Consider the following 26,929-nt stretch of genomic DNA (forward strand, 5'->3'; position numbering starts at 1 on the left):
TACGCCTATGCCAGTTTGTTGTGCTGAAGGAATTTCATCATCTGCGCCTGCTGCGCATCGGTCAGAGGCCAAGCCGAAGGCGGTCTGGTTGGGCCACAATCATGGCCGGTTGCGATCAACGCAGCTTTGACACCAGTGACGTTTGTACCGTTCAGTTCTTCGGCGCGGATGTCTTCGAATGGGATCATATCCGCGATCAGGTTTTGCGCTGCGGCATAGTCGCCCGCAGCCAAGGCACCGTGGATTGCCATTGACCGATCTGGCCAAATGTTGATTAGTCCTGATGTAAACCCGCGCGCACCGACGGCATACATTGGGGGCGCCCAGACCTCGGCCAGGCCACAAACCCATGTGATTGACGGATCACAGGCTGCAATGGCTTTCGACAGATTCATGATATTGGGCGTCGCCCATTTCACGCCCTTTACGCCTTCAACATCACAAAGCGCGCGGATGCCGTCGATACCGATGGCGTCATTGCGCAGGTATAGCATGATCGGCAGTCCGCCAGATGCTTTGCTGATTTGTTTCACGTATTCCACCGTACCGCGTGGCGCCACAAAGGGATCGGGCGGCTGATGGATCATCAGCGCTGCGGCACCGGCTTCGGCGGATACTTCGGCCAGCTTACAGGCGTCACGAATGCTGCGGCCAATTCCAGCAAGAACCGGCGCACGATCATCTGTCATTGCACAGACCTCGCGGGCCATGGTGCAGGCTTCATCCGTGGTAAGGGCGTAAAATTCGCCAGTGTTGCCGTTGACCACGGGCATATGCATGCCCGCGCCAATCGCACGATCAATGATCGGCGATAGCTTTTCAGGGGCGATGCTTCCCGCCGCGTCGTATGGCGTTGCCAAGATACCGGAAATCCCTGCCAGTGCGTTATTTAGATTCATTGTTGTCATCCTTAGAAAATATCAGGCTCGCCCGCAGCCGGGCCGAAATCACGTTCGAGAAAGTCAAAGTCACAACCTTTGTCTGCCTGCTGAATGTGTCGAGAGAACATATAACCATAGCCGCGTTGGAACCGGGCTGGGGGCTGTTTCCATGCCGCGCGGCGGCGTTCGATTTCCTCGTCAGAGACAAGCATATCTAAACGCCGATTTGGCATATCGAGCTTTACGATGTCACCGGTTTTAAGCAACGCAAGTGGCCCGCCAACAAAGCTTTCTGGGGCGACGTGCAGAACGCATGCCCCATAAGACGTCCCTGACATCCGCGAATCTGAAATCCGCAGCATGTCGCGGTGACCCTGTTTGATCAGCGCCTTGGGGATCGGCAGCATGCCCCATTCAGGCATCCCCGGCCCACCTTGCGGGCCTGCATTGCGCAAGACCAAGACGGTTTCTGGCGTGACATCTAGGTCTTCGTCGTCGATCGCGGCTTTCATTTCTGGATAGCTGTCGAACACCAGCGCCGGGCCTTCGTGTTCATAGTATTTTGGATCACAGGCCGCTGGTTTGATCACCGCACCATCTGGGCACAGATTGCCGCGCAACAGCGCAAGCGATCCTTCGTGGTAAACCGGGTTTGAAAGCGGTCGAATAACGTCATCGTTATAAACAACAGCGCCTTTTAATCCGTCGGCCAGCGTTTTGCCGGTGACTGTGATGCAAGTCGTGTCCAGACGTTCTTCAATCTGTTTCATCAGTGCGCGTAGGCCGCCCGCGAAATAGAAATCCTCCATCAGGTAGTCTTTGCCTGACGGGCGCACGTTGGCGATCAACGGGGTAGAGCGCCCCAATGCGTCCAGATCATCCAGTGTCAGTTCAACGCCTGCGCGGCGTGCCATTGCGATCAGGTGCACCACTGCGTTGGTTGAGCACCCGGTCGCCATCGCAACGATCGCCGCGTTTTTCACCGATGCATCTGTGATGATGTCTGAAGGTTTTAGGTCTTCCCACACCATATCAACGATGCGGCGGCCCGAATCTGACCCAAGGCGCTGGTGTCCGCTATCTGCTGCTGGGATCGAAGACGCCCCCGGCAGGGTTAACCCCATTGCATCCGTAATCGCGGTCATGGTGGATGCGGTGCCCATGGTCATACAGGTGCCCGCTGATCGCGCGATGCCGCCTTGGACGCCCAACCATTCAGAGTCTGAGATGTTACCAGCGCGGCGTTCATCCCAATATTTCCAAGCGTCAGAGCCTGACCCTAACGTCTTGCCAGCGAAGTTCCCGCGTAACATAGGCCCGGCAGGCAGGAATATCATTGGCACGCCAGCGGTGATCGCACCCATGACTAGACCGGGCGTGGTTTTATCGCACCCTCCCATCAACACCACACCATCAAGCGGGTGTGAGCGGATCATCTCTTCGGTCTCCATCGCGAGCATGTTGCGGTAAAGCATGGATGTTGGCTTGGTGAAGGATTCGTCGACCGACAAGGAAGGGAGTTCCACCGGAAATCCGCCCGCCTGCAGAACGCCGCGTTTGACGTCTTTGACGCGTTCAGGAAAGTGGGAATGACAGGAATTCAGTTCAGACCACGTGTTCAAAACCCCAATAATTGGGCGGTCGCGATATTCTACATCGGTATAGCCCAATTGCATCATCCGTGAACGGTGGCCAAAGGACCGCAGATCGTCCGGCGCAAACCAACGCGCACTGCGCAACTGTTCGGGTGTTATTCTTTTTGTTTTGGTCAATTGATCCTCCGCACCTTTCGGCATTTTCCATTTATGTATGCGCAAACATTTTAAGAGGTCAACGACATTTCCGTCATTTATTGCAATAGTTAGGTTTTTAATTGATTGGGTTGACAGCGGTATCAACTTCGTGTTGGAAAATATGTATGCGCTTTCATAATGCGCACTGGACAGCTGGAGATGTCCGACACTATTAAACAAAACGGCCCCAAGGCCGCTGGGAGGAAACAATGAACTTTAACCGCCGCACCCTTATCGCTGCTGCATCTGCCGCTGCGTTTGCATCGGCCCCTTTTGCTGCATCTGCTGATGGTCTACCGCGCAATGTGCGTATGGTGATCGGATCGACGTCGACGGGTGGTGATACCTATCAGAACTCTGCGATTGTGGCCGAAGCACTGTCAGAAAATCTGGGCATCAACATCAAAGTCGATGCCGTCGGCTCAACCGAGGCCTTTAAGGCGCTGAACCGCGATAGCCGTGGTAGCACGATCATGATTTTCCATGATCAGTCCTATTTAGGTAACCTTTATGGTCGCCAAGGCTATGATGATCCGTTTGCGAATTATGTTGTCGGCCCGACCGTCGCGATCAACCCCGGCAACGCCTATCTGGTGCCAGCCGATAGCCCGTACCAATCGATGGAAGACATCCTGACCGCTGCTGAAAATGGCGAGCGCGTACGTGTTGCGATCCAGCCGGGCGGCGTATCCGAGATTGGTTTTTCAGCGATGAAAAACGCGGCCCGCGTACGTGCACCTGGGTCCGAAGAAAACATCGTTGCTGTGAACACCGGTTCGCAATCTGACAAAAACCAAGCAATGTGGGACGATCTGGCAGACGTGATCAACGGGTCAATCCAAGCCAACGAACAGTTCACACAGCTTGAAGATGGTGACGACAAAGCGATGCGTTTTGTTTGGATCACCGCGCGTGACGCGACCTTAGGTCAAGCGCCAGAGGCAGGTATGGGCGGCACAACCCGCGATGATATGCTGGCATATGCGTCACCAGAAACATCTGTCACGCTGGACGGGACCAATGATTTCACCTTCGACAAAGAGTTCTTCTTTTTGTTCAACCCAGACATGGACCCAGCGATCATCGATCAGATCGATACCGCGCTGGCCGAAATCTATGCTGCGGGTGACATTCAGGAACGTCAGAAAGAATCGTTCTTTATCCCGAACTTCTTGCCGTCTGCCGAAGCAACCGCACATCTGACAGACAAACGCGATACTTATGCCGATGTGATTACGGCAATCGCTGGCAACTAATCAGGCAAAACTGGATATGGCTGGCTGTTGTCAGCCCTATCTGTTGCTATTTTTGGGGAAAGTGAATGAACGATCTGACCAAAGTTTCGATCGACTTTGAGCAGTCGCATCTGGTGTTTCCACGGCTGATTGCTGTGGTTTTGGCAATCTTGTTGATCGCCATCATCATCCGCGACCACAAACGTATTTTGAACGCGCTGCCGTATTGGAAAGGTGTTTTTCAGAATATGGACAAGATGCGGTTTCTAGGCGCGCTTGGCGTAACGCTGCTGTATTTTTCGCTGATGGTTCCTGTTGGGAATATCTGGCCGAATACGGGTAGCGGGTTTTTGATTTGCTCGATCCCGTTTGTGTTAATCATCGGTCTGCTGTTCATGCATGAACGCCCGATGCGATCGGTGATTAGCCTGTCAATCGTATCTGTCGTCGGGCCTGTGTCCGTCTGGTGGCTGTTCACCTATCCGTTCTTCCTGACCCTGCCATGAAACGGGCCTATCATGTTTGAATTCATCTCACCTTTGTTTTTGTCGCTTATCGTTGGTGGCACGATGGTTGGCATCATCTTCGGATCTATCCCAGGCATGACAGCCACTATGGCGGTCGCGGTCTGTTTGCCGCTGACCTATTCACTGGGTCTAGAAAATGGGCTCGCGTTACTGCTTGGGCTTTATGTTGGTGGCATTTCTGGCGGGTTGGTCCCCGCGATTTTGCTGGGCATTCCGGGAACGCCCAGTTCAATTACTACCACACTTGACGGCCATCCCATGGCACAAAGGGGCGAGGGCGAACGCGCCCTGAAAATCGGCATTGTCGCGTCGCTTGCGGGTGGGTTGATATCGCTGTTGGTTCTTTATCTGTTTGCACCCGCACTGGCCGATTTTGCAATCAAGTTTAGCTATGTTGAAAAGTTCCTGATCATCTTCTTTGCTCTTACGGTGATGGCAGCACTGTCGTCGGATATGTTGATGGGGATCTTTTCGGGGTTCTTAGGTATCTTTATTGCGTTGATCGGATCTTATGACATTTCAGACGGGGGCAATGGCAAATACCGCTTGATCCCACCGGGCACAGAATACTGGCTTGATGGTGGGTTTTCATTGCTACCGGTTCTTATTGGTCTGTTCGGGCTAGCCGCCATTCTTGACCAAGCTGAACTGGGCGTTCCCAAAGGCCATTCGGCAAATGACGTAAAAGTCACCAAGGCGAATAAATTTTCGCTCTCTGTGTTTCGTGGTCAAAAGACGAACGTTGTGCGTTCATCGCTTATCGGGACGTTTGTTGGGATTTTGCCCGGGGTCGGGGGGTCAGCCGCGTCGATCCTATCTTATACGAACGCAAAAACCTTTTCCAAAAACCCAGAAAATTTCGGCAAAGGGGAACCTGCGGGCATTATCGCTTCGGAAAGCGGGAACAACGGCCTGACGGGTGGCGCGTTGGTGCCTTTGTTGTCTTTGGGCATTCCCGGAGACAGCACGACCGCGCTGCTCATCGGTGCATTCACGTTGCAAGGCATTCAGGTTGGCCCGCTTTTCATCGGCAATAGCCCCGAAACGTGGAACGCGATGATTATTGCCATGCTGATCGCCAACATCGCGATGTTTATCATGATGTATTTCGCGATCCGCTATTTCGCAAAAATCGTGACCGTTCCAAAGCACCTACTGTTCCCGATTATCCTGATGATGTGCGTGATCGGTGCCTACACGATCAACTATGGCATCATGTTTGATGTCTGGACGCTGCTGATTTTTGGTATCTTCGGTTGGGTTGCCACGAAACTACGGCTTGAGATCGCGCCATTTATTATCGGGTTTATCCTTGGCCCATCTGCCGAAGTCTATTTCGTCAAAAGCCTCGAATCCTTTGGTGATCTGACGATCTTTGTCACCAAAAGTTGGATCGCCGTGGTTTTGTGGTTGCTTATCATCGGGTCAATCGCTGGATCGGTGATGATCAGCAGAAAATCGAAAACCCGTGCATAACTGGGACTTGCAGCCCGTTGATCCCTAAACGACAATGGGCTGCATGATGGATACACCCAACCTAAACCGCAAAACAACGTCCCGCCGCGTCACGATGGAGGACGTCGGCAGGCTTGCGGGGGTGTCACAAGTGACCGTGTCGCGGGCATTGTCTGATCCTGACAAAGTATCCCCGAAGACGTTAAAGAAAATTACCGATGCAATTGATGCAACTGGGTTTGTGCCCAATGCGATTGCAGGGGCGCTTGCGTCAAAGAAAAGCAAACTGATTTCGGCGCTTGTTCCGTCGATTACCAACATCGTTTATTCTGCGGCGGTTGCGTCGTTTTCATCCGTGATGCGCGAACACGGGTATCAGGTGTTGCTATCCGAAACCGGGTTTGACCCCAAGGACGAAGAGGCGATGATCCTGACCCATCTGTCACGTCGTCCTGATGCGGTGCTGCTAACCGGCATACACCACACGGCCAAGGCGCGGCAGATGCTACTGGCGTCTGATATTCCTGTCGTGGAAATATGGGACACAACTGAAACGCCGATTGATATTTGCGTTGGGTTTTCACACGATCGTGCCGCAGTAAAAGCCGCCGAATACGCGTTTGAAAATGGGTTTACTTGCGCCGCAACCTTGTCTGCTGGTGATGAACGCGCGTTGCGCCGCCGTGCTGCGTTTGAAAGCCGCTTCGCCGAGCTCGCTGGCGCAGCCGTTGAGAACGCGGTGCATTGCGAACGCGCCTCGTTGGCGAATGGCCGTGACGGTTTACGTGCGTTGCAGGCGCAATCCATGGAGAAAGGCACATTTGTCTTTTGCAGCTCTGATGTTCTGGCGCATGGCATGCTGATCGAAGCATCGGCCCAAGGGCTAAAAGTCCCAACAGATATCGCAATTATGGGCTTTGGCGATCAAGAATTCGCGGCCCATACCGAACCGGCGCTTACAACTGTGCGCGTTGACCGTACAACGTTAGGGCGGTCGGCAGCGATGGCTTTGCTATCACGATTTGATAGCGCAGAACCCATCGCGTCCGTCAATGACATCGGATTTGAAATCGTAGCGCGTCACAGCGCGTAGATGGTTCATTTGTGTGGGCCGACCCTTTGGTCAATATAGGGCCGACCCGATTGATTATACGACCGCTGGCCAAGCGCGGGCGCGAATATCGCTAAACCGTTGCAAATTCACGATCTCACCATTGTGGAACACGGGGATTAATGCATCGGCGCCTTTGGGAATGTTTGCGGCAGGTCGCGCCACAAAATTTCCGCTGTCGCTTCGCATCGCACCCTGCTTTCCCTTACGAGAGGTTTTAGTGCCACCCGCAGTTTTTGGATCTTTGAATACTTCGTGCCACGCGCCGTCGCGATAGATCGCAGATGCCTTCATCGCATAGCCAAAGCTGTCTCGGTCCAGTTTTTGTAACAACCCGCCGCCCATGCCAAACGCGATATTCCCGATGGCAAGGCCGCGCTGCATCATAACATCCATGATCTGCAGGATAGAGTCTTTGTCGACTCCGTCACCTTGGATGACACGCACTTTTTCATTCAGCAAACGATAGCCTTGCTCTGTAGTGCGGTACCCAAACTTAGCCATCAAGGCCTCGATCACATCCGGTACAATTTGTAACGGGTCGCCGCTGTCTGGACGCACAACAAGCACACCATCGCGGGCCAACACATCATCCCGTAATGCGCCGCCCCAATAGTCTTTTACGGCGCGCATCAGGTCATAGCTGTCACTGACACAGGCGATCAGACCAGTTGGGTTGATCTGCAAAAACCGACGCATTTGATCCAGCTCTCCGTCGACGCCCGCAGCAGTCATGGTAGAGTGTTCAGTAGCAGGAATAGAAAACCCAGCCATGTCAGCGTCATAGTAATTGCGCGCATAAACCAGTGCGCCAAGGGTGTCTGTCCCCATTGCATTCACAAGGTGCGCAGCACCCCCGACAGCGGCCGCATCAAAGCTGACAGCACCACGGGCACCAAAGTCGTGCAGCTTAAATTCCGCACCGTCATCGGCCCCATCAGTGATTGTCAACCGTTCACGAATGGATTTCACCACGGCATAAGACAGGCTACATACGGTAGAGGCATACCAAACAGCCCGTAGCAGTCTGGTTTCAAGGTAAGATACCAACCAATAACATTTTGGATCAGTGTTCTCGATCCTGACTTGTGGAACCGCGACAGGGGCAACGGTGCCCTCCGGCAATGCCTCTATCAGTAAGGGTAGGCGGCCTTCATAAGTGTCGATGATGTACTGCCAGCCTGTGACAAAGATATCAAAGCCATGCGCTTTTAAAAATGGCGCGGCTTCGTCCAGCATAGCTTGGGTTACGACAGTTCCCGCTAACTTAGCCAGCTCAATCTGCAGCCCAAAGAACACAACCTCATCTATATGGTCCCACGCACGGCGCGGTTCGATGTAAGATGACACATACTCAGTGCCTCCTGGGTATTGGCTGTAGTGGGATAGCTTATAACTGTCAGTATCGTAGATCAGATTATCTGCCGCGACAGGGTTCGCAAACAGCGCAGCAGCGCCGGAGTTTTGGTAGGTCATTGTCCTGTTCCTCCTCGGATTTGGACGATTGGCATTCTGCGGACCTCCCGCAGAACGATAGGGTTCAAAGATTTACTCTTTGTTGGCAGTTCGGATGATTAGCCTTGCGCCATCAAGATAGACGAGTAGGCAAATGGCACCTCGGGCACTAACGCGTGGATAATGTCAAAGTGGTCTTCAAATAACGTATCCGGCGTGATTTCAGTGATCGGAACCCATTTGGCCGAGGCCGCATCGCTGTCTGATTTCACCTTCTCAAGTTTGGCACGATCTTGCAGTTCGAACACAAATGCTTCGGTGCGAACCCAGCCTTTTTCGGATCGTTCAGGGTGATCAAAGACACGTCTTTCACGCAATCGACCACGCATCGCACCCTTTGGCATATCTAAACCGGCTTCTTCGTAAAGCTCTCGGATGGCGGCATCCAACGCTGTCTCTCCGGGGTCAATGTGCCCACCTGGTATCGCCCAAAGCCCCTTGCCCGGTTGCATACTGCGTTCGATCAGCAAAACATGGCCGGACTGCACAACAACGGCATCTGCGGTATTGATAGGGATTGGATACCCGTACACCTGTTCGGCGGCCTTCGTGCGCTCTTTATAGTCGCGGACAAAGGCGCCTTCGTCACGAATGGTTGTCATGGCGTCAGGGTTGTCTTTCATCCATGCAACCACCGGCGCAATCTGTTGATCGCCGAACCGATTGCTGAGGCGACCAAACTGACCGTCTTCGCCGAAAAACAAATTCTCGCGCAGATCAGTGGCATTCAAAACCACACCGTCATGCATCTTTGGTGATGCGTCCAGCATGTCCCAAGTCGGGAACCAATTGAGATATTGCGATGACTTATCTTTTTCAAAGCCAGTCAGCACGATTTTGGTGGTCGCAGGGTCAAGCCCTTTGCGGCGCATGTGTGCTGTGACTGCAGTGCGGACATTCGTGATCCACGCCCGATCATTATACAAAGTATCAACCAAAGGCAGGGTGGCGACGGGTTTGGTAACCCCGCGGGTGCCTGCCGCAATAAAGTCACGGCGTTCGTTATAGGTGAACGGATTTTTCCAACTGCGCGGCCGATAAGAGCTTCCGACAAGTAGTAAAATACTGTCAGCAACGCCAAGCGCCCGTTCTACAACGTCTAAATGTCCAAGGTGGAAGGGTTGGAAACGGCCAATAAATACAGCCAGCGTCTGTTTCGTCTTCATAGCGTGCGTCCTCCGCAACGATTTAATTCAACCAAGACCTCCTTGGTTGAACAGTTCGTAACAGCGGATCAGCCACAACACCAGTCAAAAACCCGTAAAACCCGCTATGTATGTCATGCATAGGCCAGAAGTGGTCAAACATTTCCATTGACACAAAAAGCTTTGCCCAATTAATTAATTGAACGTTCGTTTAATTAATTGAGGAAAGCAATGGCGCGGAAAACAGGGGCTGATGGCCGTGTTACGGCAGAGGCGATTTTGCGAGAGAGCCTGTCGTTGTTTGCCCAATATGGGTTTGCTACGGTTTCCATGCGTCAGATCGCGGATAAGGTTGGGGTGCAGCCCGGCGCGATTTATCAGCATCACCGCAATAAGCAGCAGCTTTTGGTCGCTGTTTTAGATACGCATATGGATGGGTTGTTAAAGGCTTCGGCTGAAAACCAGCAGGGCGATTGTACTTCGGTGCAGGCGCTAGAGCGGTTCGCGCGCTTTCACATTCAGTACCACATCACACGCCCCGACGAGGTTTTCGTATCCTACATGGAGCTGCGTTCGCTTGAGGAGGAGGGCTATGCGCTGATTGAAGGCAAGCGCCGGAAATACGAGCGTATCTTGAAATCTATCCTAGAGCGCGGCGTCAGCGATGGGACGTTTCAGCTGGATGACCCGCATGTATCGGCGATGGCGATTTTGTCGATGCTGACGGGTGTGAACACTTGGTACCGCAGCGGCGGGCGCCTGTCGCAACAAAAAATCGAAGACATCTACACATCAATGGTGCTTGGGGCTGTTGGCCACCGTTTGCCTGATACGCATTCTTAGGGAGAGAATAATGTTTAATCACACGATGAAGTTTGATCTTGGCGAAGACGTGAATGCTCTGCGCGACATGGTGCACCGTTGGGCGCAGGACCGGGTGAAACCGATGGCCGCCCAAATTGATAAAACAAACGATTTTCCGGCCGAACTTTGGGAAGAGATGGGCGCGCTTGGGTTGCTGGGGATCACGGTCCCCGAAGAAGACGGTGGTTCCGGAATGAGCTATCTTGCCCATACGATTGCGGTCGAGGAAATCGCCCGCGCGAGCGCGTCGGTGTCGCTTAGCTATGGTGCGCATTCCAACCTTTGCGTCAACCAAATCAAGCTGAACGGCAATGCCGAACAAAAGGCCAAATATCTGCCTGATTTGATAAGCGGGAAAAAGGTCGGAGCCCTTGCCATGTCTGAATCAGGTGCCGGGTCTGACGTGGTTGGCATGAAGCTAAGCGCTGAGAAATTTAACGGTTACTACCGTCTGAATGGCACGAAGTTCTGGATCACCAACGGTGGTGAAGCAGATACATTGGTTGTCTATGCAAAGACTGATCCAGAAGCCGGATCAAAAGGCATGACGGCGTTTATTGTCGAAAAATCTATGGCGGGCTTCACGCAGTCCAAGCATTTCGACAAACTGGGTATGCGCGGATCAAACACCGTTGAATTGGTGTTTGAAGATGTCGATATCCCGTTCGAAAACGTGCTGGGCGAGGTCAACAAAGGTGTTCGCGTTCTGATGTCCGGACTGGATTATGAACGCGTCGTTCTGTCTGGCATTGGCTGCGGGATCATGGCGGCCTGTTTGGATGAAGTGATGCCCTACATGGTTGAACGCAAGCAGTTTGGCGAAAGCATCGGGAATTTTCAGCTGATGCAGGGTAAAATGGCTGACATGTACACCAAAATGAACTCGGCTCGCGCCTATGTTTACGAGGTCGCGCGCGCCTGTGATCGCGGTGAGGTCACGCGCCATGATGCGGCGGCTTGTGTGCTATACGCATCCGAGGAAGCGATGGTCGTGGCGCACCAAGCGGTGCAAGCCATGGGCGGTTCGGGCTTTATGAATGAAAGCGCCGTCAGCCGCTATTTCCGTGATGCCAAGCTGATGGAAATCGGGGCAGGGACATCTGAAATCCGGCGCATGTTGATTGGCCGCGAGATGATGCAGGCGATGCGCTAATGCCTGTCCTGAAATCAAATATTTCGCCCCAATCTGCGATCTTTCAAGACAATGTTGCCGCCCATCAAAGCGGGTTAGAGGCGGTACGTTTAGCCGAACAAACCGCCCATCAAGGTGGGGGCGCTGCTTCGCAAGAACGGCATTTGTCGCGGGGTAAACTGCTGCCGCGCGACCGTGTGAATGGCTTGCTCGACCCCGGTTCCCCGTTTTTGGAGATTGGGATTTTTGCCGGTTATGAGCTGACAGAAATTGCCTGCCCTGCGGGTGGTGTGATCGCCGGTGTTGGCCGGGTTTGCGGCCAAGATGTCATGGTGGTTTGCAATGACGCGACCGTCAAAGGCGGCACCTATTTCCCGATCTCGGTCAAGAAACATTTGCGCGCGCAAAAGATCGCAGAGCAAAACAATCTGCCTTGTATCTATCTGGTAGATTCCGGCGGGGCCAACCTGCCCAATCAGGATGAAGTGTTCCCCGATGAGAACCACTTTGGCCGGATTTTTTATAATCAGGCGCAGATGTCGGCCAAGGGTATTCCGCAGATTGCGGTTGTCATGGGATCCTGCACCGCAGGCGGTGCCTATGTTCCCGCGATGAGCGACATTTCAATCATCGTCAAAGAACAAGGCACGATCTTTTTGGCTGGCCCGCCCTTGGTTAAGGCCGCGACAGGTGAAATCGTATCTGCCGAAGATCTGGGCGGTGGCGATGTTCATACGCGCCTTTCAGGTGTTGCTGATTATTTGGCCAATGATGATGATCATGCTTTGGCCTTGGCCCGAGAGGTTGTGAGCAACCTGAACCGTCCAAAGGTCGCGCAGCTCGACATGCGCACCCCCGAAGCCCCGCTCTATGATCCGTCAGAGATTTTGGGCGTCGTTCCGGCCGATTTAAAAACGCCCTATGACATTCGCGAGGTGATCGCGCGTCTGGTAGATGGATCGCGGTTCGATGAATTTAAAGCCCGCTATGGCACAACTTTGGTCTGTGGATTTGCGCATATCATGGGGATGCCCGTTGGGATCATCGCCAATAATGGCGTCCTGTTGTCAGAAGCATCGGTAAAGGGCGCGCATTTCGTCGAATTATGTTCACAACGCAAAACCCCGCTGGTGTTTTTGCAGAACGTCACCGGATTTATGGTGGGGCAGAAATACGAAACCGAAGGCATCGCTAAAAACGGTGCAAAGCTGGTGACCGCCGTCGCCACCACCTCTGTTCCGAAAATTACGATGCTGGTTGGCGGGTCCTTTGGGGCGGGCAATTATGGCATGTGCGGCCGCGCTTATGATCCTCGGTTCTTGTGGACGTGGCCCAATTCACGCATCGGGGTGATGGGGGGCGAACAAGCCGCTGGCGTCTTGGCAACGGTCAAACGCGATGCGATCGAACGCAAGGGCGGATCATGGTCCGCCGACGAAGAGGCGGCGTTCAAACAGCCCACAATCGACATGTTTACCAAGCAAAGTCACCCGCTTTATGCCTCGGCGCGGCTATGGGACGACGGCATCATTGATCCGCGCAAAAGCCGGGATGTGCTGGCGCTGAGTTTGCGCGCGGCGCTGAATGCGCCAATCAAAGAGACCGCATTTGGTCTGTTCCGGATGTAAGGATAGCGATGTGTTTGATAAAATTCTGATCGCCAACAGGGGCGAAATCGCCTGTCGCGTTATCATGACTGCCCGCAAAATGGGCGTGAGAACGGTCGCTGTTTATTCGGACGCCGACGCGCAATCGCAGCATGTATCGCTAGCGGATGAGGCTGTCCACATTGGCCCGTCACCCGTCGCCGAAAGCTATCTTCAGGCGGATCGCATCATTCAAGCTGCGCTTGATACGGGTGCCCAAGCCATTCATCCGGGGTATGGGTTTTTGTCCGAAAACCCTGATTTTGTCCGCAAAGTCGGCGCTGCCGGGCTTACCTTCATCGGGCCGCCGGCATCTGCGATTGATGCGATGGGTCTGAAAGATGCCGCTAAATCTCTGATGGTTGAAGCAGGGGTTCCTGTTGTCCCCGGCTATCAAGGCAGCAATCAGGATCCTGTGTTTTTGGCCGCAGAAGCCGATAAAATCGGCTATCCGATCCTGATTAAGGCTCGCGCCGGTGGTGGCGGCAAAGGCATGCGGTTGGTTGAAAAACCAGCGGATTTCGAAACCGAATTCGAAGCGGCACAGCGCGAAGGGCAGTCCAGCTTTGGCGATCCGATCTGCCTGATCGAGAAATATATCGCGCAACCGCGTCACGTTGAAATTCAGGTTTTTGGCGACCAACACGGCAATGTTGTTCATCTGTTTGAACGTGATTGTTCGCTGCAGCGTCGTTACCAAAAAGTCATCGAAGAAGCCCCTGCACCAGATATGCCGCCAGCCGTGCGCGCCGCGATGGGACAGGCCGCGGTCGAGGCCGCCAAGGCCATCGGCTATGTCGGGGCGGGCACTGTCGAATTCATTGCTGACGGGTCTGATGGCCTGAAAGAGGGCGGGTTTTGGTTCATGGAAATGAACACCCGTCTGCAAGTCGAACACCCAGTTACCGAAGCGATCACCGGGCTTGATCTGGTTGCGCTGCAATTACGCGTAGCGGCGGGCGATGCCCTGCCATTTTGTCAGGATGATCTGTCTATCGATGGTTGGGCGTTCGAGGCTCGCATTTATGCAGAGGACGTCCCCAAGGGGTTTTTGCCTGCGATTGGTACGCTCAACCATCTGGCGTTTCCGGCTGGGACAACGTTTGAGACAGGATCTGTGCGCATTGATAGCGGCATTCGGTCTGGCGATGATATCAGCCCGTTTTACGACCCGATGATTGCCAAGGTCATCGTACATGGCCCTGATCGGCGAACGGCCTTGAAAATGCTAACTGCGGCCTTGGCCCAATGCCACGTCGGTGGCGCGACGACGAACATTGCATTTTTGTCTGCGCTTTCAAAACACGCCGGATTTCAGGCGGGCAACGTCGATACCAATCTGATCGCGCGTGATTTGGATGGGTTGATTGATACGACCGCCCCGGCAGATCATATCATCGCTGCGGCATCGGTTTTATCGTTGGGGCTTGTTCCGACTGAAACTGGCGATCCGTGGCAAAGTTTGGCCAACTGGCGGCATTGGTCGAATGCTACCTATACGAGCCGGACCGTGCATGATGCAGAGGTGATATCGCGCAAAATAGAGCCGCTGTCAGAGGGGCGTTTCGTGGTTTGTAATGGCGACACATCCCGTACTATCGGGATCATTCATAAGGCCGGAACGCAATACACACTGGATTTGGATGGCGTGCAAAGCACGCTGGATTTGGTTGTTCAGGGCAGATCGATTTTCGCCTTTCAAGACGGCCGCAGTTTTTCATTTGAAATCCCAGATCCGCTTGCAGGGCATTCCGAGGGCGCTGATGGTGGCGACAATGTTTTTGCGCCGATGCCCGGGATGGTCACAATTGTGTCTGCAAAACCCGGGCAATCCGTGACCGAAGGCGACAGCCTGTTTGTGCTTGAGGCGATGAAGATGGAACATGCGTTACGCGCCCCACGCGACGGGATCGTCGCAGAGGTGTTGGTCCAGCCTGGCATGCAAGTGGTAGACGGCGATCTGTTGCTACAGATGGAACCCGAAGATGAATGATTTTGTCAGGATCGTCGAAATGAGTCCCCGTGACGGGCTTCAGAATGAACCGGGGTTGATTGCCACGGCAGATAAAATTGCGTTGGTTGACAGGTTGTCGAACTGCGGGTTTTCAAAGGTCGAGGTCACCAGTTTCGTCAGCCCTAAATGGGTGCCACAGCTTGGCGACGCGGCACAGGTCATGCAGGGCATCACCCGCAAAACCGGTGTGAGCTACTGTGTTCTCACCCCAAATTTGCGCGGGTTCGAGGCCGCAGTTGCCGCAGGCGCGGATGAGGTCGCGATTTTCGCGTCGGCCTCCGAAGGGTTCAGCCAAAAAAACATCAACTGTTCTGTCGCCGAAAGCATCGCCCGTTTTGAACCGGTCTTGGCGGCCGCAATGGCCATTGAAATGCCTGTGCGTGGCTATGTGTCCTGCGTGACCGATTGCCCCTATGACGGCCCCACAGACCCAGCCCGCGTTGCCGATGTTGCGGCGCAGTTGATTGGCCTTGGCTGTTTCGAAGTTAGCCTTGGCGATACGATTGGGGCAGGGACGCAAGAAACCGTCACTAAGATGTTGGATGCAGTTCTGGCCAAAGTGCCCGCGCAACAGTTAGCGGGGCATTTCCACGACACCAAGGGGAACGCACTTGGCAATATCGAAGTCAGCCTTGATGCTGGTTTGCGGTGTTTTGATGCCTCGGCTGGTGGGTTGGGTGGCTGCCCCTATGCGCCCGGTGCGAAGGGAAATGTTGCAACTGAAAAGGTCGTGCAGCTGCTGCATGACAAGGGATTTGAGACAGGGATCGATTTGCAGCGGCTTCAAGAAACGGCTGCTTTTGCGCAATCGCTGAAAGGAAAATAACCGTGGAATATGAAACGCTTGATATCAGTGTTGACCACAACGGTGTTGTATCGCTTGCGCTGGATGTCGCAGAAAAACGCAATGCGCTATCCGCGACGATGATTGCAGAGCTAACGCATTTCGCCAAAACTGCCGGGGATCGCCCTGAGATGCGTGTTGTGGTTCTGTCGGGGCGGGGCAAGGTTTTCTGTGCGGGTGGTGATCTGGACTGGATGAAAGCGCAAATCGCGGCGGACCGCACGACGCGTATGACAGAGGCCCGCAAGCTTGCGGATATGCTGCGTGCCCTGAATGACATGCCGTTGCCGTTGATCGCAAAGATCACCGGCGGTGCCTTTGGCGGTGGTGTCGGGATCGCCTGTGTGTCCGACATTGTTATCGCCGAGGCGGGCGCAAAATTTGGCCTGACCGAAACAAGGCTGGGGCTGATACCCGCAACGATTGGCCCCTATGTGATCAACCGCATGGGCGAAGGGCGCGCGCGTCAGGTCATGCTGTCAGCCCGAATTTTCGATGCGGCAGAGGCAGAAAAGCTGGGGATCGTGTCTAAATGCTGTGGCGCAGATGAATTAGATGCGGCCATCGACGCCGAAGTCTTACCGTTCTTAGACGCCGCCCCACACGCTGTCGCAGCGTCCAAGAAATTAGCCCGCGAGATGGGTACGCAGATCACAGACGCGATGGTGGACGATAGCATTGCGCGGCTGGCTGACGTCTGGGAACACCCCAAAGCCAAAGAGGGCATCGAGGCGTTCTTTGCCAAACGCAAACCAAGCTGGGCAATGCCGCGCTAGGTCACGTCGGAAATAAAGATATACCCGGCCCCATAGATCGTTTTGATGATCTTGGGGTTTCTTGTTTTGTCGTTCAGTTTCGAACGTAGCCGGGACACGCGCACGTCGATTGTTCGGTCAAAGGAAATGCTATCGCTTCGGTCATCAAGGGCGACTTGCAGTTGTTCGCGGGTGATCAAACGCTTCGCGCTTTTCAAGAACACCAATAGCAAAGATGCCTCGCTTGCCGACAACCGCTGCGTTGCGCCTTTTTCATCTGTCAGCAAAAAGGTGGCAAAATCCACCTCCCAGCCGGAGAACCGATAGATGGTCGTTTCAGCAGGTGATGTCGTTGCGGCGCGGCGCCGGATAAGCGCGCGAACGCGTGCGACGACTTCTCTGGGTTCAAACGGTTTGGCAAGATAGTCATCAGCCCCCAGCTCCAGCCCGGTGATCCGGTCGTTCAGCCCGGTGCGCCCGGAAATAACGAGGATCGCCGCATCACTTTGCGCGGCAATATTGCTGACCACGCCAAGCCCATCTTTGTCCGGCAGCCCCAGATCGACGATGCAAAGATCGGGTGGGGATTCAGCAAGTGCTTTTTCAAAATCAACAGCATGCGAATAGGTTTGAATGTCGTAACCGGCGTCCGCTAGCGTGGTGGACAGCAGCGCAAGAACCTCTGGTTCGTCTTCGATAATGGCGATCTGTTTGCTGGCGCTCATCGCATTTCCGCCTTCAAAAGCGCGTCTTCCATCGCATCAAAGCGAAAAGGTTTGCTAAGCACAACGTGATCACGTTCAGCCGTTTGGCGCAATGCATTGGTTCGCGGCAGTCCTGTGATGATCAAGACGGGCACGTGATCTGGGACAATCTTCACGACATCCAGCCCGGTTTCAGATGGCCCTATCGCAAGGTCCGTCACGACATGGGTTAGCCCGTCAATATGCACTAGCTTTTGGGCCTCTGTGACAGAAATTGCCTCGATCACGGCGTGACCTGCTTGGCGTAAATGCTGGCGCACAGTTTCGCGTACGTCATCGTCGTCATCCACTAGCAAGATTAGTCCGGCCTGTTGGGTTTTCACAGCCTTATAGGGAATGCGCAAGCTGACAGACGCGCCCCTGTCGGGCCGATTGTTCAACCGCAAAGTACCCCCACAGGATTTGGCAAAATCAAAGGCGGCGGATAGGCCCAAGCCGCTGCCGACCTTTCCGGTTTTTGTCGAATAGAATGGTGCCAGAGCGTTGTTCAGCCCGTCGGCACTAAATCCCGGCCCTTCGTCGTCCACGCGAATTTCTAGGACATGTTGCTGGGAACGTGACAATTGAATGCCAACGCGCCCGACGCCTTTCATTGCTTCGGAAGCGTTTAGCACGAGGTTCAGCAAAGCATCCTGCGCAAAACCGGGGTCAAAGATCAGCCGATTGTCGGGTAGGTCGGCCACGATGCTTAGCTCAATGTCCTTGGGCACAGCGGCGCGGGCAAGTTGGCTGAAATTGTCCAGAAAGGTGGGAATATTGACGACCACTGGGTCTAGATTGCGTTGGCTTTCAATCAGGCTGAGGCTTTCGATCAGTTCGGCACCGCGTTTGGCGGCGGATTTAATTGTCGCGCTAATTTGGGCGATGTCCGGGTCTTGGGTCGCGCGGGCCTCTAGCTGGGCTTGTTGGCCCATGATGATGGTCAAAAGGTTCGCGAAATCATGCGCCATGCCGCTGGTCAATTGCGTCGCCAATTCGCGCCTTCTGGCGTGGGCCAATGCGGTGCGCGCTGATACTTCGTCGGTGACATCCATCGACAGAATATAGCAACCATGCACACCTTCATCGTCCAAATCTGGCGTCATCGCCAAACGGATATAGTGGCCTGATACCTCGTCATAAAGTTCCGAGATCGACGGATTTCCCTGCAAGACGCTATTGAAACGTGGTTCAACCTGTCGCCAGACGGTCTCGCCCAGTGTTTCGCTAAATTTGCTGCCAACAATCTTTGCGCCAGCGTTAGGTAGGATCGTGTGTAGCTTGCCGTTGGAATGGGTATAGATCCCTTTTGCATCGACATGCGCGATATGTGCGGGTGTCATTGTGCTGATCAGATTTAGCTGTTCGCGGCTATCTGTCAGTTCCTGTTTCGTCGCCTCAAGTGCGGTGACAGTCGCGGTCATGCGGCGGTTGGTCTGGGCTAGCGTTTCAGAGCGCTTGATCAATTCGTCCGAAAGGCTTTCGGCGTGTGAACGAATGAATTCCTCTTGCTGCTTTACCTCTGTGATATCGGTGTAGACTGATATCCAACCACCTTGGCTAAGCGGGTTGCCCTCGACGGAAATCAACGTGCCATTTGCGCGTGAACGTTCAAAATAATGGGGTTGGAATCCAAGCGCGAGGTCGATCTTTTCTTGTACAAATGACGGGATGTCGTCGATCTGCCCATAGTCCCCCATTTCCGAAAGATAGGTCAGGATATCGCGAAATTCGGCCCCTGATTTCACCAGATGATCGGGCAGATTGAACATCTTTTGGAATTGTCTATTCGCGACCATGAGCTTGAGGTCAGCATCATGAATTGAGATGGCTTGTTTGATCAGGTTCAGCCCTGACAGGGTCATCTCGTACAGCTCGATTGGTGTCTTTTTCATGCCGCTATCCTAGCAGCAATTTTGCGCCCGCAAAGCGCCAACAGCCTTCGTTGGAATTCGTTAGGTTTCAAATATTCTTTTATGTCGCGGGATGTGCAACGGTACCTCTTGTGGAGCTGTTGATGATTCAGCGCTCACTGGGAGGAGACCATTAATGAACGCCGATGCGCACGCAGGGGATATTACCTCTGTGCCCAAATTGCTGGAACGTAACGTCGCCTTATACGGCCAACGTCCAGCGTACCGCGAAAAAGAATTTGGCATCTGGCAAAGCTGGACATGGTCCGAAGCTGCTAAGGAAATAGAGGCGCTTGCGCTTGGGCTTTTGTTGCTTGGCGTGGCTAAAGGTGATCGTGTCGCGATCATTGGGCGTAACCGGCCAGCGCTATATTGGTCGATGGTTGCCGTGCAAAGGACTGGCGCTATTCCGGTACCGCTGTACCAAGACGCAGCTGCCGAAGAAATCGCCTATGCCTTGGACAACAGCGGCGCGCGGTTTGCGATTGTTGGTGACCAAGAACAGGTCGATAAAATTGCCGACGTCCGCGAAGACCTGCCCGGCCTTGCGCATATCATTTATCACGACGGGCAGGGGCTGCGGAAATACGACCACGCTGCCATGACGTCATTGGCCGATGTTCAGGCCAAGGGCCGTGAAAGTGGGGATAAGGCAAAGCTGAAGGCGCTGACCGATGCGCTGACCTACGATGATACCTGCGTGATGCTTTATACATCTGGCACAACGGGACGCCCAAAGGGTGTTGTGCTGTCCAACCGTAACGTCATTGAAACCGCCAAAAATACAGCCGGGTTTGATCACCTGACTGAAAAGGAAGAGACGCTAGCCTATCTTCCGATGGCTTGGGTTGGGGATTTCATCTTTTCGATTGGTCACGCCTATTGGGCTGGGTTTTGCGTCAATTGCCCGGAAAGCGCGGACACGATGCACGCAGATTTGCGCGAGATTGGCCCAACCTATTTCTTTGCGCCCCCTGCCATCTTTGAGGCCCACTTGACCCAAGTGATGATCCGGATGGAGGACGCGAGCCGTCTGAAGCAAAAGATGTTCCATTACTTTATGGCGCAGGCGAAAGAGGTCGGTCCGCGCATTCTAGACGGTGAACCCGTTGGGTTATGGGCGCGTCTGAAATATGCCGTCGGTGATTTTCTAGTTTACGGCCCGCTTAAGAACCGTTTGGGGTTCAGCCGCGTGCGGGTGGGCTATACCGCAGGCGAGGCGATTGGCCCCGAATTATTCGATTTCTACCGCTCGCTTGGGATCAACCTTAAACAACTGTACGGCCAAACCGAGGCTACCGTTTTCATTACGCAGCAGCCAGATGGGCAGGTCAGATCGGACACCGTTGGCGTCCCAAGTCCGGGTGTCGAGCTAAAGATCACCGATGCGGGCGAGGTTCTGTATCGGTCCCCCGGTACCTTTGTCGAATACTACAAGAACCCAGAAAGCACCGCATCGACGAAAGACCCAGAAGGCTGGGTTGCTACGGGCGATGCTGGCTTCATTGATCCAAAATCAGGTCACTTGCGCATCATCGACCGCATTAAAGACGTTTCCAAAATGCAAGACGGCGCGCTGTTTGCACCCAAATACGTCGAAAACAAGCTCAAGTTTTTCCCCAATATCCTAGAGGCCGTGGTGTTTGGCGCTGGCAAAGATCGCTGCTGCGCGTTGATCAATATCGACCTGACCGCCGTTGGGAACTGGGCCGAACGCAACAACATCGCCTATTCGTCGTACCAAGAAATTTCACAGCACCCCAAGGTGCTTGAGATTATCAAAGGTCATGTGAATGCCGTGAACGAAACGGTGGCCAAAGACGAAATGCTGGCAGGCTGTCAAATCCACCGCTTTATGGTTTTGCACAAAGAATTGGATGCCGACGACGGTGAAATGACCCGCACCCGCAAGGTACGCCGGGCGGTCATTGGCGACAAATACGATGATCTTGTCACGGCTCTCTATGATGGATCGGCGTCGGTCTATACCGAAACCGAAGTGACCTATGAGGACGGCCGCAAAGGCAAGATCAAGGCGACGCTGCAAGCCTGCGATGCCAGTGTCGCCCCTGTGGCCCCACAAAAAGTGGCGGCAGAATGATGCGCCAAATCCCATCTCAAATTTCTAATTGTTCGGAGGCCGCATGAACGCCATGGCAGACTCTTATGTGACCGAAGACGGCCGCACGATTGGCGGTGTCCTGATGGACCTGCGTGAAATCACGCTGCGGTTTGGTGGTGTCGAGGCAATCAAGAACATTTCGTTCGACATTCGCGAAGGTGAAATTCGCGCGATCATCGGCCCCAACGGGGCAGGGAAGTCGTCGATGCTCAATGTCATTTCAGGGTTCTATAAACCCCAAGAAGGCGAGGTCTATTTCCGTGGTGCGCTGCGTCCGGCGATGAAACCCTATCAGGTTGCCCGCCAAGGCATCGCGCGCACCTTCCAGAATATCGCGCTGTTCGAAGGCATGACCGTTCTGGACAACATCATGACCGGTCGTCTGAATTACATGAAGGCGGGCATCATAAAACAGGCCATCTGGAAAGGTGCCGCAGAGCGCGAAGAGATCGAAAACCGCGCCCATGTGGAACGCGTCATTGATTTTCTTGATATCCAAGCGATCCGCAAAACGCCGGTGGGCCGTCTGCCCTACGGTTTGAAAAAACGCGTCGAACTGGCGCGTGCGCTTGCCGCGGACCCCAAATTGCTACTGCTCGATGAACCAATGGCCGGCATGAACGTCGAAGAAAAAGAGGACATGAGCCGCTTTATTCTGGATGTGAACGACGAATTTGGCACCACGATTGCCCTGATCGAACACGACATGGGCGTTGTGATGGACCTAAGCGACCGGGTGGTTGTGATGGATTATGGCCGCAAGATTGGGGATGGCACCCCCGACGAAGTGCGCGGCAACCAAGAAGTGATTGATGCCTATCTAGGCGTGGCCCATGATTAAGGATTTGCGCAATGTCGACTGACTTTCTTTACCTTGTTGAGGTGCTTATCAACGGTCTGATGGCTGGCGTGATGTATTCGCTTGTCGCACTTGGGTTTGTGCTCATCTTTAAGGCTTCGGGGATTTTTAACTATGCCCAAGGCGTGATGGCGCTGTTTGCCGCGCTGACCCTTGCCGGGATCATGGAGGGCCAAGTGCCCTTTGCCCATATCATCAACGCGATTTTGGGGACGAATATCCATCACTTTGGCTGGCATGTGCCTGCAGTGCTTGCGATCCTGATGACAATTGTCGTCATGGTGGGATTTGCATGGGGCGTTCAGCGGTTCGTGTTCCGCCATCTGGTAGGACAAGAGCCGATCATCCTGTTCATGGCGACGATTGGGCTTGCCTATTTCCTTGAAGGTGTTGGCGATTTGATGTGGGGGTCCGACATCAAGACGCTCGCACTGGGTCTGCCCCAAGGTGGGTCGCGCTGGTTAGAGGACATGACCGTCGGTTGGGGTGGTGATGACTTTTACGGGTTCTATATCGACAAGTTAGATATGGTTGCGACTATCGTTGCTATCCTATTGGTCGCGTCGCTGATCGCGTTTTCCCAATACACCAAACATGGCCGCGCAATGCGCGCCGTTGCAGACGATCACCAAGCCGCACTTTCGGTTGGTATCTCGTTGAACTTCATCTGGATTTTGGTTTGGTCACTGGCTGGCTTTGTCGCGCTTGTCGCGGGGATCATGTGGGGTGCGAAATCGGGCGTGCAGTTTTCGCTTTCGATGATCGCACTGAAGGCGCTGCCCGTGCTGATGCTGGGTGGGTTTACATCCATCCCTGGCGCGATTGTTGGCGGGCTGATCATCGGGATGGGGGAAAAGCTGTTTGAATATACGGTTGGGTCGCTTGTTGGCGGGGCCACGGAAAACTGGTTCGCTTATGTGCTTGCGCTGCTGTTTCTCGTCTTTCGCCCGCAGGGTCTATTCGGGGAGAGAATTATTGAACGCGTATGATCTGACACCCACCCAAGGAGCGCACTGATGTTTTATCGTGAAGCCGGTGATTTTAAAACATCCTACGCCGAGGATAACCAAACCTTCCCGATCAAATTTGATCGTTATAGGTATTGGCTGGTGCTGGCCGTTGCCTATCTGGTGATCCCATTCATGATCAACGATTATTGGGCGAACGCGATTTTCGTGCCGTTCTTGATCTATGCGATCGCGGCGATTGGTTTGAACATCCTGACGGGATATTGCGGGCAAGTCAGCCTTGGAACTGGGGGTTTCATGGCGGTGGGTGCCTATGCTTGCTATAAATTGATGACGGCATTTCCGGATGTGAACATCGTGTTTCACATCTTGGTCTCAGGCGGCGTCACAGCAATGGTCGGCGCGGCCTTTGGCCTGCCATCGCTGCGGATCAAGGGGTTTTACCTTGCAGTTGCCACGCTTGCCGCGCAGTTCTTTTTGGTGTGGCTGTTCAACAAAGTCGGCTGGTTCTACAATTATTCCGCTTCCGGTCAGATCAGCGCACCAGAGCGGTTTGTCGGCCCTTTTGCAGTGACAGGTCCAAACGCGGCACCCTGGGCGCAATATATGATCTGTCTGGTCTTTGTGACGGTCTGTGCCGTGGTGGCGCGCAACCTGACGCGGGGCACGCTTGGCCGTAAGCTGATGGCGATCCGCGACATGGATATTGCCGCCGAAATCATCGGTGTGAACCCGCTACGGACAAAGCTGACAGCATTCGCGATTTCGTCATTCTTTATCGGGATTTCTGGCGCGTTGTTCTTTGCGGTTTACCTTGGCGCGGTCGAGGTTGGCGAAGCCTTTGGCATTCAAAAGTCATTCCTCGTCTTGTTCATGGTGATTATCGGCGGGCTTGGGTCGATCTTTGGCAGCTTTGCGGGTGCCGCGTTCCTTGTGCTACTGCCCGTCGCGCTGAAATTTGTTGGCAGCGATCTGATGGGTTGGCCGACGGATCTGGTCAGCCATTTGCAGCTGGTGATTATCGGCGCGCTGATCATGTTTTTCTTGATCAAAGAACCACACGGCCTCGCGCAGCTATGGCGCGTCACCAAAGAGAAACTGCGCCTATGGCCGTTCCCACATTAACCGATTGGCGGGATCAACCCGCCAAGCCGCAATGACGGCACTTGCACGACTTATTGGTAAACCAAGGGAGGAGAACCCAATGAAGATGAAGAAACTGGCCGCTTTGGCCATTGCGGCCTCAGTGACGGCCGCGCCTGTGATGGCCGAACTTGTGATCCCTGATCTTAGCTATCGCACCGGCCCATATGCGGCGGGTGGCACACCATTCTCTGATGGGTATCAAGACTATTTTAACCTGTTGAACGCACGCGACGGAGGGATCGGAGGGGAGCCGGTTCGTATCCTCGAATGCGAAACAGGGTATAGCACAGAACGCGGCGTGGAATGCTATGAATCCACCAAGGGTGAAGGCGCGTTGATCTATCAACCGCTGTCCACGGGCATCGCGTATCAGCTCATCCCGAAGACAACCGCAGATCAAATTCCGCTGCACACAATGGGCTATGGCCGTACATCTGCGGCCGATGGCGAAGTGTTTAACTGGGTCTTTAACTATCCTGCGAACTACTGGGACGCTGCATCCGTGATGGTGAACTATCTGCTGGATGAAAACGGCGGATCACTGGATGGCAAAACACTGGCGCTGGTTTACCACAACTCTGCCTATGGCAAGGAACCGATCCGTACGCTGGAAACCCTGTCTGAAATGCATGGTTTCAATCTGACACAGCTTGCCGTTGACCACCCCGGTCAGGAACAAAAATCACAGTGGCTGCAAATCCGCCGTGAACGTCCTGATTATGTTCTGATGTGGGGCTGGGGCGTGATGAACCAAGTCGCAATCCAAGAAGCCGCCAACATTGGTTTCCCAATGGAAAACTTTATCGGTAACTGGTGGGCAGGTGCCGAACATGATGTGACCCCAGCCGGGGCTGCGGCCAACGGTTACAAGTCACTGAACATGAACCGTATCGATGATCTGCCTGTCTTTGCAGAGATTTCTTCGTTGGTTCACGATGCGGGCAACGCCGCTGGCGACGGGTCCAACATCGGTAAGGTGCTTTACACACGTGGCATGTACGCTGCGATGTTGGCCGCCGAAGCGATTGCCAAAGCGCAAGAAATCCACGGTGTCGCGCAGGTAACACCAGCGATGGTGCGTGACGGCATGGAAGCGCTCGAGATCACAGATGCACGCATGGAAGAACTGGGTATGGCCCAAATCGGCCCGGCGTTTTCTGTGTCTTGTCAGGATCACGGCGGCACCGGTTTTGGTATCGTCCAAGAATGGGATGCAGCATCAGGCACTTGGACTGCGCTGACCGATTACATCGCACCCGACGATAGCGTGACTGGCCCATTGGTGACGGAAGATGCCGCCGCCTTTGCCGCCGAGAACAACATCACACCCGGTTGCCTATAACCTAACAATTGAACGGCCCCGCGTTGGGGCCGTTCACCACCGCCCGTACCCATTTTTACAGCGACCCCACGCACAAACGGAGCATACTAATGACGAAGTCAGCCGCGACCCCGACGGATACGTTGCTAGAGGTCAACAATATTGAAGTGATCTACAATCACGTAATTTTGGTGCTGAAGGGTGTTTCATTATCTGTCCCAAGGGGCGGCATTACGGCTTTGCTAGGCGGTAACGGTGCTGGCAAAACAACGACCCTAAAGGCGATTTCAAATTTGCTGCATTCTGAACGCGGCGAAGTCACCAAGGGCAAGATCGAATACCACGGCAAACCCATCCAAAACCTATCCCCCGAGGCGCTGGTCAAGCGCGGGGTGGTGCAGGTGATGGAAGGCCGCCACTGTTTTGAACACCTATCCGTCGAAGAAAACCTGATGACAGGTGCCTATACCCGCACCGATGGGGCTGCGAATATCAAAGCGGACCTTGAAATGGTCTATAGCTATTTCCCACGCCTGCGCGAACGCCGCAAAAGCCAAGCGGGCTTTACCTCTGGCGGGGAACAGCAAATGTGCGCCATTGGCCGTGCGCTGATGTCACGTCCTGAAACGATTTTGCTGGATGAGCCATCAATGGGGATCGCCCCGCAGTTGGTCGAAGAAATCTTTACGATTGTGAAAAACCTCAACGAAAACGAAGGGGTGTCATTTCTGTTGGCCGAACAGAATACGAATGTCGCGCTGCGTTATGCGCATCATGGCTATATACTAGAAAGCGGCCGCGTCGTGATGGAAGGCCCCGCCGCAGAGCTGCGCGAAAACCCAGACGTCAAGGAATTCTACCTTGGTATGTCAGACGAAGGCCGCAAATCATTCCGCGATGTACGCAGCTATCGGCGCCGTAAACGGTGGCTGGCGTAATG

General features: G+C 54.0%; 22 protein-coding genes. 16 read left to right on the forward strand and 6 right to left on the reverse strand.

Annotated features, from left to right (window positions below):
* Positions 1–5: 5 nt before the first annotated feature.
* Together CLV80_RS12435 and araD are read right to left on the reverse strand one after the other, a co-directional pair.
* Positions 6–899, reverse strand: coding sequence for a dihydrodipicolinate synthase family protein (locus CLV80_RS12435; protein ID WP_106358264.1), 894 nt, complete (start codon positions 897–899; stop codon positions 6–8).
* Between the two features lie 11 nt (positions 900–910).
* Entirely contained in the window at positions 911–2,653 is a 1,743-nt protein-coding gene (gene araD / locus CLV80_RS12440) for an L-arabinonate dehydratase (RefSeq protein ID WP_243394550.1), read from the reverse strand.
* Positions 2,654–2,883: 230 nt separating this feature from the next.
* On the opposite strand from araD, the gene CLV80_RS12445 reads away from it, so the two are divergent.
* The 4 genes from CLV80_RS12445 to CLV80_RS12460 all read left to right on the forward strand — a co-directional run bounded on the left by CLV80_RS12445 (position 2,884) and on the right by CLV80_RS12460 (position 6,984).
* Positions 2,884–3,930 carry a type 2 periplasmic-binding domain-containing protein gene (locus CLV80_RS12445; protein ID WP_106358266.1) on the forward strand — a complete coding sequence of 349 codons (1,047 nt, stop codon included), beginning with the start codon at positions 2,884–2,886 and terminating at the stop codon, positions 3,928–3,930.
* 65 nt (positions 3,931–3,995) lie between these two features.
* The gene (locus tag CLV80_RS12450) at positions 3,996–4,415 is read left to right on the forward strand and encodes a tripartite tricarboxylate transporter TctB family protein (protein WP_106358267.1); all 420 of its coding nucleotides are present in this window, start codon (positions 3,996–3,998) and stop codon (positions 4,413–4,415) included.
* A 12-nt stretch (positions 4,416–4,427) separates the two neighbouring features.
* Positions 4,428–5,912 (forward strand): tripartite tricarboxylate transporter permease, encoded by a 1,485-nt coding sequence (locus CLV80_RS12455; protein WP_106358268.1) that lies wholly within the window; start codon positions 4,428–4,430, stop codon positions 5,910–5,912.
* 43 nt (positions 5,913–5,955) lie between these two features.
* Positions 5,956–6,984 (forward strand): LacI family DNA-binding transcriptional regulator, encoded by a 1,029-nt coding sequence (locus CLV80_RS12460; protein ID WP_243394551.1) that lies wholly within the window; start codon positions 5,956–5,958, stop codon positions 6,982–6,984.
* A gap of 54 nt (positions 6,985–7,038) precedes the next feature.
* On the opposite strand, the gene CLV80_RS12465 is transcribed toward CLV80_RS12460, so the two are convergent.
* Positions 7,039–8,478, reverse strand: a complete 1,440-nt coding sequence (locus tag CLV80_RS12465; RefSeq protein ID WP_106358269.1) for a nicotinate phosphoribosyltransferase — start codon at positions 8,476–8,478, stop codon at positions 7,039–7,041.
* Between the two features lie 98 nt (positions 8,479–8,576).
* Positions 8,577–9,683: an NUDIX domain-containing protein gene (locus CLV80_RS12470; RefSeq protein WP_106358270.1), complete on the reverse strand. Its 1,107-nt coding sequence runs from the start codon at positions 9,681–9,683 to the stop codon at positions 8,577–8,579.
* 210 nt (positions 9,684–9,893) lie between these two features.
* Here CLV80_RS12470 and CLV80_RS12475 point away from each other — a divergent pair, with 210 nt between their 5' ends.
* The 6 genes from CLV80_RS12475 to CLV80_RS12500 are packed head-to-tail and all read left to right on the forward strand — an operon-like array spanning position 9,894 to position 16,938.
* Positions 9,894–10,505: a TetR/AcrR family transcriptional regulator gene (locus tag CLV80_RS12475; protein ID WP_106358271.1), complete on the forward strand. Its 612-nt coding sequence runs from the start codon at positions 9,894–9,896 to the stop codon at positions 10,503–10,505.
* Positions 10,506–10,515: 10 nt separating this feature from the next.
* Positions 10,516–11,679 (forward strand): acyl-CoA dehydrogenase family protein, encoded by a 1,164-nt coding sequence (locus tag CLV80_RS12480; RefSeq protein WP_106358272.1) that lies wholly within the window; start codon positions 10,516–10,518, stop codon positions 11,677–11,679.
* On the forward strand, positions 11,679–13,286 hold the full coding sequence (locus tag CLV80_RS12485; RefSeq protein ID WP_106358273.1) for a carboxyl transferase domain-containing protein: 1,608 nt from the start codon (positions 11,679–11,681) through the stop codon (positions 13,284–13,286). Before CLV80_RS12480 ends, CLV80_RS12485 begins: the two co-directional genes overlap by 1 nt.
* A 10-nt stretch (positions 13,287–13,296) precedes the next feature.
* On the forward strand, positions 13,297–15,297 hold the full coding sequence (locus CLV80_RS12490) for an acetyl/propionyl/methylcrotonyl-CoA carboxylase subunit alpha (protein WP_106358274.1): 2,001 nt from the start codon (positions 13,297–13,299) through the stop codon (positions 15,295–15,297).
* A complete protein-coding gene (locus tag CLV80_RS12495; protein ID WP_106358275.1) occupies positions 15,290–16,144 on the forward strand; it encodes a hydroxymethylglutaryl-CoA lyase in 855 nt (284 codons plus the stop codon). Before CLV80_RS12490 ends, CLV80_RS12495 begins: the two co-directional genes overlap by 8 nt.
* A 2-nt stretch (positions 16,145–16,146) precedes the next feature.
* Entirely contained in the window at positions 16,147–16,938 is a 792-nt protein-coding gene (locus CLV80_RS12500) for a crotonase/enoyl-CoA hydratase family protein (protein WP_106358276.1), read from the forward strand.
* Here the strand turns inward: CLV80_RS12500 and CLV80_RS12505 are convergent.
* Positions 16,935–17,642 carry a response regulator transcription factor gene (locus CLV80_RS12505; RefSeq protein ID WP_106358277.1) on the reverse strand — a complete coding sequence of 236 codons (708 nt, stop codon included), beginning with the start codon at positions 17,640–17,642 and terminating at the stop codon, positions 16,935–16,937. The two genes, CLV80_RS12500 and CLV80_RS12505, sit on opposite strands and share 4 nt — an antisense overlap.
* On the reverse strand, positions 17,639–19,555 hold the full coding sequence (locus CLV80_RS12510; protein WP_106358278.1) for a hybrid sensor histidine kinase/response regulator: 1,917 nt from the start codon (positions 19,553–19,555) through the stop codon (positions 17,639–17,641). The genes CLV80_RS12505 and CLV80_RS12510 overlap by 4 nt, the downstream gene beginning before the upstream one ends.
* A 154-nt stretch (positions 19,556–19,709) precedes the next feature.
* On the opposite strand from CLV80_RS12510, the gene CLV80_RS12515 reads away from it, so the two are divergent.
* From CLV80_RS12515 to CLV80_RS12540, 6 genes are all read left to right on the forward strand, one after another.
* Complete coding sequence (locus tag CLV80_RS12515; protein WP_106358279.1) at positions 19,710–21,674, forward strand: AMP-binding protein; 1,965 nt, start codon at positions 19,710–19,712, stop codon at positions 21,672–21,674.
* 52 nt (positions 21,675–21,726) lie between these two features.
* Complete coding sequence (locus CLV80_RS12520) at positions 21,727–22,536, forward strand: ABC transporter ATP-binding protein (protein ID WP_375342201.1); 810 nt, start codon at positions 21,727–21,729, stop codon at positions 22,534–22,536.
* 11 nt (positions 22,537–22,547) lie between these two features.
* Complete coding sequence (locus CLV80_RS12525; RefSeq protein WP_106358281.1) at positions 22,548–23,543, forward strand: branched-chain amino acid ABC transporter permease; 996 nt, start codon at positions 22,548–22,550, stop codon at positions 23,541–23,543.
* Positions 23,544–23,570: 27 nt separating this feature from the next.
* Positions 23,571–24,647, forward strand: coding sequence for a branched-chain amino acid ABC transporter permease (locus CLV80_RS12530; RefSeq protein WP_106358282.1), 1,077 nt, complete (start codon positions 23,571–23,573; stop codon positions 24,645–24,647).
* Positions 24,648–24,726: 79 nt separating this feature from the next.
* Positions 24,727–26,010 (forward strand): ABC transporter substrate-binding protein, encoded by a 1,284-nt coding sequence (locus CLV80_RS12535; RefSeq protein ID WP_106358283.1) that lies wholly within the window; start codon positions 24,727–24,729, stop codon positions 26,008–26,010.
* A gap of 89 nt (positions 26,011–26,099) precedes the next feature.
* Complete coding sequence (locus CLV80_RS12540) at positions 26,100–26,927, forward strand: ABC transporter ATP-binding protein (RefSeq protein ID WP_106358284.1); 828 nt, start codon at positions 26,100–26,102, stop codon at positions 26,925–26,927.
* Positions 26,928–26,929: the final 2 nt, after the last annotated feature.

It is taken from the genome of Yoonia maritima, assembly GCF_003003285.1.
Taxonomy (GTDB): domain Bacteria; phylum Pseudomonadota; class Alphaproteobacteria; order Rhodobacterales; family Rhodobacteraceae; genus Yoonia; species Yoonia maritima.

What these genes read in the sequence shown, in the direction of transcription:
- CLV80_RS12510 (WP_106358278.1), bottom strand. Translation starts at nt 19,555, where the DNA reads ATGAAAAAGACACCAATCGAGCTGTACGAGATGACCCTGTCAGGGCTG.
- CLV80_RS12455 (WP_106358268.1), top strand. Translation starts at nt 4,428, where the DNA reads ATGTTTGAATTCATCTCACCTTTGTTTTTGTCGCTTATCGTTGGTGGC.
- CLV80_RS12520 (WP_375342201.1), top strand. Translation starts at nt 21,727, where the DNA reads ATGGCAGACTCTTATGTGACCGAAGACGGCCGCACGATTGGCGGTGTC.
- CLV80_RS12465 (WP_106358269.1), bottom strand. Translation starts at nt 8,478, where the DNA reads ATGACCTACCAAAACTCCGGCGCTGCTGCGCTGTTTGCGAACCCTGTC.
- CLV80_RS12485 (WP_106358273.1), top strand. Translation starts at nt 11,679, where the DNA reads ATGCCTGTCCTGAAATCAAATATTTCGCCCCAATCTGCGATCTTTCAA.
- CLV80_RS12515 (WP_106358279.1), top strand. Translation starts at nt 19,710, where the DNA reads ATGAACGCCGATGCGCACGCAGGGGATATTACCTCTGTGCCCAAATTG.
- CLV80_RS12535 (WP_106358283.1), top strand. Translation starts at nt 24,727, where the DNA reads ATGAAGATGAAGAAACTGGCCGCTTTGGCCATTGCGGCCTCAGTGACG.
- CLV80_RS12470 (WP_106358270.1), bottom strand. Translation starts at nt 9,683, where the DNA reads ATGAAGACGAAACAGACGCTGGCTGTATTTATTGGCCGTTTCCAACCC.
- CLV80_RS12495 (WP_106358275.1), top strand. Translation starts at nt 15,290, where the DNA reads ATGAATGATTTTGTCAGGATCGTCGAAATGAGTCCCCGTGACGGGCTT.
- CLV80_RS12540 (WP_106358284.1), top strand. Translation starts at nt 26,100, where the DNA reads ATGACGAAGTCAGCCGCGACCCCGACGGATACGTTGCTAGAGGTCAAC.
- CLV80_RS12480 (WP_106358272.1), top strand. Translation starts at nt 10,516, where the DNA reads ATGTTTAATCACACGATGAAGTTTGATCTTGGCGAAGACGTGAATGCT.
- CLV80_RS12505 (WP_106358277.1), bottom strand. Translation starts at nt 17,642, where the DNA reads ATGAGCGCCAGCAAACAGATCGCCATTATCGAAGACGAACCAGAGGTT.
- CLV80_RS12525 (WP_106358281.1), top strand. Translation starts at nt 22,548, where the DNA reads ATGTCGACTGACTTTCTTTACCTTGTTGAGGTGCTTATCAACGGTCTG.
- CLV80_RS12445 (WP_106358266.1), top strand. Translation starts at nt 2,884, where the DNA reads ATGAACTTTAACCGCCGCACCCTTATCGCTGCTGCATCTGCCGCTGCG.
- CLV80_RS12450 (WP_106358267.1), top strand. Translation starts at nt 3,996, where the DNA reads ATGAACGATCTGACCAAAGTTTCGATCGACTTTGAGCAGTCGCATCTG.
- CLV80_RS12435 (WP_106358264.1), bottom strand. Translation starts at nt 899, where the DNA reads ATGAATCTAAATAACGCACTGGCAGGGATTTCCGGTATCTTGGCAACG.
- CLV80_RS12475 (WP_106358271.1), top strand. Translation starts at nt 9,894, where the DNA reads ATGGCGCGGAAAACAGGGGCTGATGGCCGTGTTACGGCAGAGGCGATT.
- CLV80_RS12530 (WP_106358282.1), top strand. Translation starts at nt 23,571, where the DNA reads ATGTTTTATCGTGAAGCCGGTGATTTTAAAACATCCTACGCCGAGGAT.
- CLV80_RS12460 (WP_243394551.1), top strand. Translation starts at nt 5,956, where the DNA reads ATGATGGATACACCCAACCTAAACCGCAAAACAACGTCCCGCCGCGTC.